The 8,811-nt window shown below is 71.8% G+C and carries 8 protein-coding genes; 5 read left to right on the plus strand and 3 right to left on the minus strand.

The window, feature by feature from the left end:
• The first annotated feature begins 1,154 nt into the window (after window positions 1–1,154).
• Window positions 1,155–1,481, plus strand: coding sequence for a hypothetical protein (locus ACFYML_RS36250; RefSeq protein ID WP_387424951.1), 327 nt, complete (start codon window positions 1,155–1,157; stop codon window positions 1,479–1,481).
• The gene (locus ACFYML_RS36255; protein ID WP_387424952.1) at window positions 1,478–2,131 is read left to right on the plus strand and encodes a nucleotidyl transferase AbiEii/AbiGii toxin family protein; all 654 of its coding nucleotides are present in this window, start codon (window positions 1,478–1,480) and stop codon (window positions 2,129–2,131) included. Before ACFYML_RS36250 ends, ACFYML_RS36255 begins: the two co-directional genes overlap by 4 nt.
• Window positions 2,132–2,152: 21 nt before the next feature.
• Here the strand turns inward: ACFYML_RS36255 and ACFYML_RS36260 are convergent, their stop codons facing one another.
• Entirely contained in the window at window positions 2,153–3,055 is a 903-nt protein-coding gene (locus ACFYML_RS36260; protein WP_387424953.1) for an SDR family oxidoreductase, read from the minus strand.
• Between the two features lie 220 nt (window positions 3,056–3,275).
• Here ACFYML_RS36260 and ACFYML_RS36265 point away from each other — a divergent pair, with 220 nt between their 5' ends.
• Window positions 3,276–5,069 carry a bifunctional metallophosphatase/5'-nucleotidase gene (locus ACFYML_RS36265; RefSeq protein WP_387424954.1) on the plus strand — a complete coding sequence of 598 codons (1,794 nt, stop codon included), beginning with the start codon at window positions 3,276–3,278 and terminating at the stop codon, window positions 5,067–5,069.
• Window positions 5,070–5,128: 59 nt separating this feature from the next.
• Here ACFYML_RS36265 and ACFYML_RS36270 read toward each other — a convergent pair whose 3' ends face one another.
• Window positions 5,129–5,317: a hypothetical protein gene (locus ACFYML_RS36270; RefSeq protein ID WP_387424955.1), complete on the minus strand. Its 189-nt coding sequence runs from the start codon at window positions 5,315–5,317 to the stop codon at window positions 5,129–5,131.
• Between the two features lie 235 nt (window positions 5,318–5,552).
• Window positions 5,553–6,710 carry a geranylgeranyl reductase family protein gene (locus ACFYML_RS36275; RefSeq protein WP_387424956.1) on the minus strand — a complete coding sequence of 386 codons (1,158 nt, stop codon included), beginning with the start codon at window positions 6,708–6,710 and terminating at the stop codon, window positions 5,553–5,555.
• 148 nt (window positions 6,711–6,858) lie between these two features.
• Here ACFYML_RS36275 and ACFYML_RS36280 point away from each other — a divergent pair, with 148 nt between their 5' ends.
• Both ACFYML_RS36280 and ACFYML_RS36285 read left to right on the plus strand, forming a co-directional pair.
• The gene (locus ACFYML_RS36280; protein ID WP_073839276.1) at window positions 6,859–7,095 is read left to right on the plus strand and encodes a hypothetical protein; all 237 of its coding nucleotides are present in this window, start codon (window positions 6,859–6,861) and stop codon (window positions 7,093–7,095) included.
• A gap of 70 nt (window positions 7,096–7,165) precedes the next feature.
• Window positions 7,166–8,617: an MFS transporter gene (locus tag ACFYML_RS36285; protein ID WP_387424957.1), complete on the plus strand. Its 1,452-nt coding sequence runs from the start codon at window positions 7,166–7,168 to the stop codon at window positions 8,615–8,617.
• The last annotated feature ends 194 nt before the right edge of the window (window positions 8,618–8,811 follow it).

Here is an 8,811-nt window from a genome sequence, read left to right on the forward strand (position 1 = left end):
CTCAAAAAAGGGGGAAAGTCTTCAACCGGCTGGCTCGCGGGGCGAGGGGGGTTCGCCTCCTGCGCGGCGCCGGGACCATATCCAACGACCGGCGGCCCACCAACATTCCGGGCCCGAGCACCCCGCCACACGGGGCGGCTTCCTCGGTCGCGAGTCATCTGCAACGACCGGCGGCCCGCCAACATTCCGGCGTGGCCGACCCCGCCGCACGGGCATCGGTCGGGTGGCCATCTGCAACGACCGGCGGCCCATCGTCATTCCGCCCCGGGCCCACCCGGGCGACCCCGGTTCGCGGGGGGCCTACCTCGGCCGTGCACCCGTATTCAACGACCCCCAGCCGCCCACCATTCCCGGCCCAGGACCCCGGCCGTCACCCGCAAACCGGACACCACCCACCACAACCCCCGGCCACGTGGCCGACGCCCTCCGTTGATCCACTCCAGATCCCGCAAACGGCGGTATCCAAGCGCCCACCACACCACCACATACCGCACACCGAGTCGATCACCGCGCTCTGCCCAACCACGGAGGCGACACGTTAGGGGAAAGTGGCCCCTCAGAGCGCCGCGAGGGCCCACTTTCCGCGAAAGTGCGCCGAGCACCCACCCGGGGGACCAACGACAGGCCAGCCACGACCAGCCAACCAGGGCGAGCCCCCAGCCCGCACCCGGCACGAACCACGCAACCGCCACAAGCCGGACGCAGAATCGCACGACGTACCCCGAGGCCGAACCGCGCAGCCCACAGAAGCCGGCGACGAAGGCCAGGACGCACACCTGACGCGAACCACGCAGGCTGCACATCCGAACGGCGCCAGACCACGACGCGTGGTGTGGCCCGCCGTGACCGGCGCAGGGATCAAGCCTGACCGCCCGGAGCCGGGCACGGCGGCCCACACCACGGCGAAGGCGTAGCGCACCGGCTCCCAGGTCCACCCGTGCGCCCCAGCAGCGACCACGATCGGCAGCGACCATGCGGGCTACGGCGAGCACAACCCACAGTCGGCAGCCACTCGCGACAGGTGCACGGCGAGCCACAGCCTCAATCGCGACCAAAGCCGGCAGCGACCCATGACGGGGCACCGCGGGCCACATCCGCACCACATCGACGAACAGGACATCGGGAAAACCGGCGACAGGGGTTACCCTGACAGCATGTCGGCCGTCACCAGCGCGTACCTCGCCCGCCCCGGGCGTCCCGCCGTGGTGGCCCGCACCCTCGCCGAGCTCACCGGCCCCGCCCGCGGCATCGTCGAGCTGCCGGTACGGCTGATGTGGAGCAGCGAGCGCGCCTTCGATCTCGGCGAGCCGGACGACCTGCTCTGGATGTACGAGAACGTGCTGCGGGAGACCACCCGCGTCGACGACCTGCGCGAGTTGATCGACGGGCGGACGTTGCGCAGGGTGTGGCGGCGGTTGAACCTGCCCCGGGGCGTCCGCCTGGCCTGGGAGAGCCGGCACCGGGATCTGCGTACCGCGTGAGCCATCTGCACGACTTCTACCGGGACGTGGCCCGGGTGGCTCTCGCTGCCGCCGGTCCGCACCGGTTCGTGCTGGGCGGCGGCGTGGCGTGGGCGGCGCACGGCCTGGTCACCCGCCCCACCGAGGACGTGGACCTGTTCGCGGACGTGGAGGGTGCCGCCGCCGCGGCGGCGGCCGGGGTACGGGCCGCGCTGGAGCGGGCCGGCTACCAGGTGGTGGACGCGGATCCGGGCAGCGAGCTGGCGGAGCTCTTCGACGGCTTCGACCGGGACATGCGGGACTTCGTGGTGAGCCGGGACGGCCGGCAGATCCGGCTCAGCCTGGCCCGGCTGGACCGGTACCGCAGCCCGGTGGTGATGGACCTGGGGCCGGTGATGGACGTCCGCGACCTGATCGCCAACAAGACCGCCGCGCTGGTCAACCGCCGGGAGGTACGCGACTACGTCGACGTCTCCGCCGCCCTGGACCGGTACGACGTGACAGAGCTGCTGGCGCTGGCCCGGCAGGTGGATCCGGCGCTGGACCTCGAGGACGTGCGGGCGGCGGGCCGCTACCTGGACGAGGTGCCGGACCGGCGCTTCAGCCGCTACGGGCTGGACGCCGACCAGGTGGCCGAGGTGCGCCGCCGGATGGCCGCCTGGCCCCGCTGACCGGGCGGCTCCGGCAGCGCCTCACCGGGTGAGCTTGCCGCCGGTGACCCCGAGGATCTCCCCCGTCACGTAGCTGGACTCCTGCGAGGCGAAGAAGACGTACGCGGGGGCGAGCTCGGCCGGCTGGCCGGGGCGGCCCATCGGCACGTCGGTGCCGAACTGCTTCACCTTCTCCGGGGGCATGGTGGCCGGGATCAGCGGCGTCCAGATCGGGCCGGGCGCGACGGCGTTGACCCGGATCCCCTGGTCGGCCAGGTCCAGCGCGAGCGCCTTGGTGAAGTTCGCGATGGCCGCCTTGGTGGTGGCGTAGTCGAGCAGCTGCGGCGACGGGTTGAAGGCCTGGATCGAGGAGGTGTTGATGATCGCCGACCCCTCGGGCAGGTGCGGCACGGCCGTCCGGCACAGCCAGAACATGGCGTACACGTTGGTCTTGAACACCCGGTCGAACTGCTCGGTGGTGATGCCAGCGAGGCCCTTGTCCTGGGCCATCTGGAAGGCCGCGTTGTTGACCAGGATGTCGATGCCACCGAGGTCGGCCAGCGCCCGGTCGATCAGCTGCTGGCAGTGGCTCTCGTCGGTGAGGTCGGTACGCACCGCGACACCCTTGCGGCCGGCCGACTCGATCAGCCGGACGGTGTCCCGGGCGTCGGCCTCCTCCTGCTCGCCGAGGTAGGAGATGAGCACGTCGGCGCCCTCCCGGGCGTACGCGATGGCGACGGCCCGGCCGATGCCGGAATCACCCCCGGTGATGACGGCGCGCTTGCCGGCGAGCCGGTCGCTGCCCCGGTAGGACTCCTCGCCGTGGTCGGGCTTCGGTCCCATCCGCTGCTCGGAACCCGGCGGGGGCTGCTGCTGCGTGGGCTGCCCCTGCTGCTGGCCGTACTGGCGGGTGGGGTCCTGCTGGGTGTACTGGTCCTCGCTCACCGGCGTCTCCTCGTGCCGCTTCATCCGGTCCGGTCCGGTTCCGCCCTACCCGCGCGCAGGAGGCGGAAACGACTTTCGGGTGTACCGGATGTGACCGTCAGGCCACGTCCGGCGCTGACGTGGTGAAACACCGCAGGGCGATGTGGCGCACAGGACAGCAGGTCGTTATGGTGCGCAACGGCGCCCACGAGGCGCCTACACCCCCATGGAAAGGCACCTCATGACTTCCTCCTCCGGCGCCTCGCGCCGCCAGGTGCTGGCCGTCGCGGCCGCCGCCGCGACCGCTCCGCTGCTCGCCGGTGCCCCCGCCCGGGCCGCCGGCGCAGCCCCTGCGAAGACCTGGGACCTGACGATCCTGGGCACCTCGGACACCCACGGCAACGTCTACAACTGGGACTACTACAAGGACGCCGAGTTCGACGACAGCAAGCACAACGACGTCGGCGTCGCGAAGCTGGCCACCCTGGTCAACCAGATCCGCGCGGAGCGCAAGGGCAAGGCGACCCTGGTGCTGGACGCCGGAGACACCATCCAGGGCACCCCGCTGGCCACCTACTACGCCAAGCAGGAGCCGATCACCGTCACCGGTGAGACGCACCCGATGGCCAACGCGATGAACGTGCTGAACTACGACGCCGTCACGCTGGGCAACCACGAGTTCAACTACGGCCTGCCGCTGCTGGCCAAGTGGATCGAGCAGCTCGGTTTCCCGGCCCTCGCCGCCAACGCGATCAACGAGAAGACCGGCAAGCCGGCCTACCTGCCGTATGTGATCAAGCCGGTCAACCTTGGCGGGCACGGCGCGCCGGCGCTGAACGTCGGCATCCTCGGCCTGACCAACCCGGGCGTGGCCATCTGGGACAAGGGCAACGTCGAGGGCAAGCTGATCTTCGCCGACATGATCGAGACCGCGGCCAAGTGGGTGCCGATCATGCGGGAGCGCGGCGCCGACCTGGTCATCATCTCGGCGCACGGCGGCGACAGCGGCACCTCCAGCTACGGCCCGGAGTTGCCGAACGAGAACCCGGTGGCGCTGATCGCGGAGCAGGTGCCGGGGATCGACGCGATCCTCTTCGGCCACGCGCACAACGAGGTGCCGGAGAAGTTCGTCACCAACAAGACCACCGGCGAGCAGGTGCTGACCTCGGAGCCGTCGCGGTGGGGCCAGCGGCTCACCCGGATGGACTTCACCCTGACCCGGGAGAAGGGCCGCTGGAAGGTGGTCGCCAAGGGCTCCACCATGCTGAACACCAACACCGTGGTCGAGGACCCGGCGGTCCTCGCGGCGGTGCGTGGCCAGCACACCAAGACGGTCGACTACGTCAACAAGGTCGTCGCCCAGTGCACCGTGGAACTGTCGGCCGTCGAGTCGCGGTACAAGGACACGCCGATCCTGGACTTCATCAACCACGTCCAGACCGACGTGGTCACCAAGGCCCTGGCCGGCACCGCCTACGCGGGCCTGCCGGTGCTGTCGATCGCGGCGCCGTTCAGCCGTACCGCCGTCTTCCCGCAGGGTGACGTGCGGATCCGCGACCTCGCGGGCCTGTACGTCTACGACAACACCCTCGAGGCTGTCGTGATCAGCGGCGCCGAGGTGAAGGCGTACCTGGAGTACTCGGCCAAGTACTTCAAGACCTTCGCGGTGGGCGACACCGTCGACCCGGCGAACATCAGCGACCCGGCCGTGCCGGACTACAACTACGACGTCATCTCGGGTGTCGACTACGACATCGACATCTCGAAGCCGGTCGGCCAGCGGATCACCCGTCTGGTCCTGCCGGGCACCGACACCCCGGTCGCCGCGGACGCCCAGTTCGTCATCGCGGTGAACAACTACCGGCGCAGCGGTGGCGGCAACTTCCCCGGCGTCGTCAAGACCCAGGTCTACAACGAGCAGCAGGAGATCCGCCAGTTGCTCATCGAGTGGGCGCAGGCCAAGGGCGCCATCAACCCGGCCGACTTCTTCGTGCCGAACTGGAAGCTGGTCCGCGCGGGCGTGCCGGTCTTCTGATCCGTGCCGGTTCGGCGGGCCGCGGGGTCACCCCTGCGGCCCGTCGGCCGTTTCCGGGCTCAGCCCGGACTGTTGCGCAGGGCCCACTCCTCGGGGCCACCGGTCGGCTCGGGCCGGTCCCGGCGGGCGTCGGTCTCGGTCAGTTCGACCCGCTCCTCGGGGCGGACCGTGGGCGGCAGTTCGCCGAAGCGCACGTGCCGCAGGAACGCGTACTCCTCGTCGGTGAACGACTCGCTCGGCTCGCTCATGAGGGCATTGTGCGCCTGTCCGTCCACCGTCGGCATCAACCCGCGCCGGGTGGGTAGACCGCCGCCACGACCGGCAGCGACGCGCTGGAGTACGACGATGCGCGCGGCCGCTGCCGCGCCTGCCTGCGGGGCTGGAGAACCAGTGCCGCGTCGTCCCCCGTCGGCGGCATCGGACTCAGTCCCGTCCGGCCGGTCGCCGACGAGCCACCGCCCCTGCCGCTGGAGACCGGCGCCCTCAGGGCTGCCGGGCTGTCGATCCGTTCCGCCGCATCGGCGGGAGCCGGTCCAGCAGGGCGAGGCCGGCTCGGACCGGACGGCGGGCCAGGGTCCGGTCGAAGCTGGCCTCGCCCTGGCAGAAGCGGGCGAACATCCGCCAGCCCGGCGGGGTGGCCAGCATCGCGTGGAACACGTCGGGTCGGCGCTCGAAGATCTCCAGCAGCCGGTGTCCGGCCCCCATGGCGGGCACCAGATCCCGGCGTACCGCCCGTTCGTAGGCGTCCGGGTCGCCGCCGGCGACCGCCTCCCCGGCCAGCCGGCCCGACCGCAGGGCGAAGCTGATCCCCTCCCGGCTCCACGGCTCCAGCAGGCCGGCCGCGTCGCCGGCGACCAGCACCCGGCCGCGGCGCAGCGGCGAGTCGGCCGCCCGACAGCGGGTCAGGTGGCCGGAGTCCTGCTCCGGGGTCACCCCGGACAGGCCCAGCCGCGCCACGAAGTCGCGCAGGTAGGCCCGGGTCCGCTCGCCCTCGCCGCGTGCGGAGATGACGCCGACGGTCAGCCGGTCCCCCTTCGGGAAGACCCAGGCGTACGACCCGGGGACCGGCCCCCAGTCGATCAGCAGCCGGCCCCGCCAGCGGTCCTGCTCGACGGGCGGGACCGGCAGTTCCAGTTCCAGCCCCAGGTCGACCTGACGGTAGGCCACCCCGACGTGCCGGGCGGTGACGCCGGAGGAGCCGTCGGCGCCGACCACGGTGCGAGCGCGCACGGTTTCGCCGTCGGCCAGCCGCAGGCGTACCTCGTCGGGGTCCTGCTCGACGGCGCGGACCGCGACGCCCTCGCGGATCTCGGCCCCGGCGGCGACCGCGGCGGCGCGCAGCCGGTCGTCGAACTCCTCGCGGCGGACCATGCTCACCAGCGGCGACGGGTGCCGGCGGGTGAAGGCGCGTCGCCCGTCCCGGGTGAACGTGACCCGGTCGACCCGGTCGTGGACGGGCACCTCGATCCGAGCGGCCACCTCGGCCAGCGAGGTGGCGATCAGCCCGCCGCCGCAGGTCTTGTAGCGGGGATGGGTGGCGCGCTCGACCACCAGCGTGCGGACGCCGGCACCGGCCGCGACACGGGCGGCGGTGAGCCCGGCGGGGCCGCCGCCGACGACGACGAGATCCCAGTTGATCACTGCTGCAGCCTAGGGCACGAGCGGGCGCGAACGCTGGTCACGCGCCCGACGCGACCGCCCGAACGGGTGGGCATCATCGGACGCCGGCCGGGTAACCGCCGGGCGCAGACCGCCCGCGGGTTCGGGCGGGTCACCGAGGAGGGAAGCGATGCAGCGGGTACAGCTGTCTGAGGTCGAGGAGCGGGTGTACCAGGCGGTGACCGCGCTGGAGGTGCGGGGTCACGTCCCCTACCCTGACCTGATCGCCGAGGAGACCGGGATGACCGAGGAGGAGCTGCGCGAGCCACTGCACCTGCTCACCGAGCGGGGCCTGCTGCACCGCGAGGACTCCCCCATGGCCGGTCTGGACTTCGGCCCGCGGTGGTGCGCGCGTCAGATGGCGTGACGCGTCGTTTGCCCCTTCGGGGACCGGGTAGCGATCGGGAATGCGTGATCGACGGTCATCGGGGGGCACGATGAGCGCGGATCGGTCGCCGCCACCGGCGGACACCGAGTACGACAACCGCCGCCGCTGGCAGGCGCTCGGCGTCGGCCTGGTTGCCGCGTTCATGACACTGCTGGACGTCAGCATCGTCAACGTCGCAGTACCGTCGATCGACCGGGCCCTGCGGGCGACGCCGAGCGACCTGCAGTGGGTGCTGTCCGGGTATGCGCTCACCTTCGGCCTGGTGCTGGTGTCGGCGGGACGCTTCGGTGACGCACGCGGTCGCCGAATCGGGTTCGTGGTCGGCGTGGCGCTTTTCACGGTGACCAGCGCGCTGGCCGGACTGGCCCGCTCCCCCGAGTGGCTGATCATCGCCCGGCTCGTCCAGGGCGCCGCCGCCGGAGTGGTCAACCCGCAGGTGAGCGGCCTGATCCAGCAGCTGTTCCGGGGCGCCGAACGGGGCCGCGCGTTCGGGCTGCTCGGCGCCACCATCGGCATCTCCACCGCCATCGGCCCGCTGCTCGGTGGGCTGCTCATCCAGCTCGGCGGCGAGCAGCACGGCTGGCGGTGGGTGTTCTTCGTGAACGTCCCGGTCGGCATCCTCGCCGTGTTTCTCGGCTGGCGGCTGATGCCGGCCCGCCCGACCGGCGCGCAGAACCGGCACCGGCTCGACCCGATCGGCGTGCTGCTGCTCGGGGTCGGGGTGACCCTGGTGCTGCTCCCGCTGGTGCAGCGGCAGCAGTGGCAGGGCGCGGCGAAGTGGCTGCTCATCCCGACCGGGCTGCTCTTCCTGGTCGCCTTCGGCCTCTGGGAGCGGCGGTACGCCCGCCACCGGCCGCCTCTGTTCGACCTGCGGCTGTTCGGACTGCGCTCGTACACCCTGGGGACGCTGATCGGTCTGCTCTATTTCGCCGGGTTCACCGCGATCTTCTTCATCTTCACCCTCTACCTGCAGATCGGGCTGAACTACTCGGCCCTCGCCGCCGGGCTGGCGATCACCCCGTTCGCGCTCGGCTCGGCGGCGGCGTCGGCGCTGAGCGGCCGGGTGGTCACCCGGTACGGCCGGCCGCTGGTCGCCGTCGGCCTGCTGGTGGTGGTGATCGGCCTCGGTGCGGTCGTCTGGGTGTTGGGCGGCTCGTCGCACGTCTCGGTGCCGCTGCTGACCGCGGTGCCGTTCCTGCTGGCCGGGTTGGGTAGCGGCCTGGTCATCGCGCCGAACCAGACGCTGACGCTGTCCGAGGTGCCGGTGCCGCAGGCCGGCAGCGGGGCCGGCATGCTGCAGACCGGCCAGCGGATTGGCTCGGCCGCCGGCATCGCGGGGGTGGGTGCGCTGTTCTTCTCGGTGCTCGGCAGCACCCGGGGCGACTGGGCGACCGCGTTCCGGCACTCGCTGCTGCTGGCCGCCGGGATCGTCGTGCTGGCGCTGATCGCCGCCGTGGTCGACATCGCCGGAGGTCACCCCCGGCCCCGGACGACCTCCTGACCGGGATCGGACGTCGGTCAGCGCTGACGGTGACTTTCCAAGATCCGGAAGCGACTGCTGGCCGGCACCCGTGTTGGGGTGCCGGCCAGTGGCGTTGGGTGCTTGTTCGGTTGTCAGCTGTGGTGCTCGGCTGTTTGGGTCAGCTGTTCCAGTGCTGGGCGACGAGGTCGGCGGCCTGCTGTTCCCACTGGGCG

It is taken from the genome of Micromonospora sp. NPDC007230, assembly GCF_042869115.1.
Classification (GTDB): domain Bacteria; phylum Actinomycetota; class Actinomycetes; order Mycobacteriales; family Micromonosporaceae; genus Micromonospora.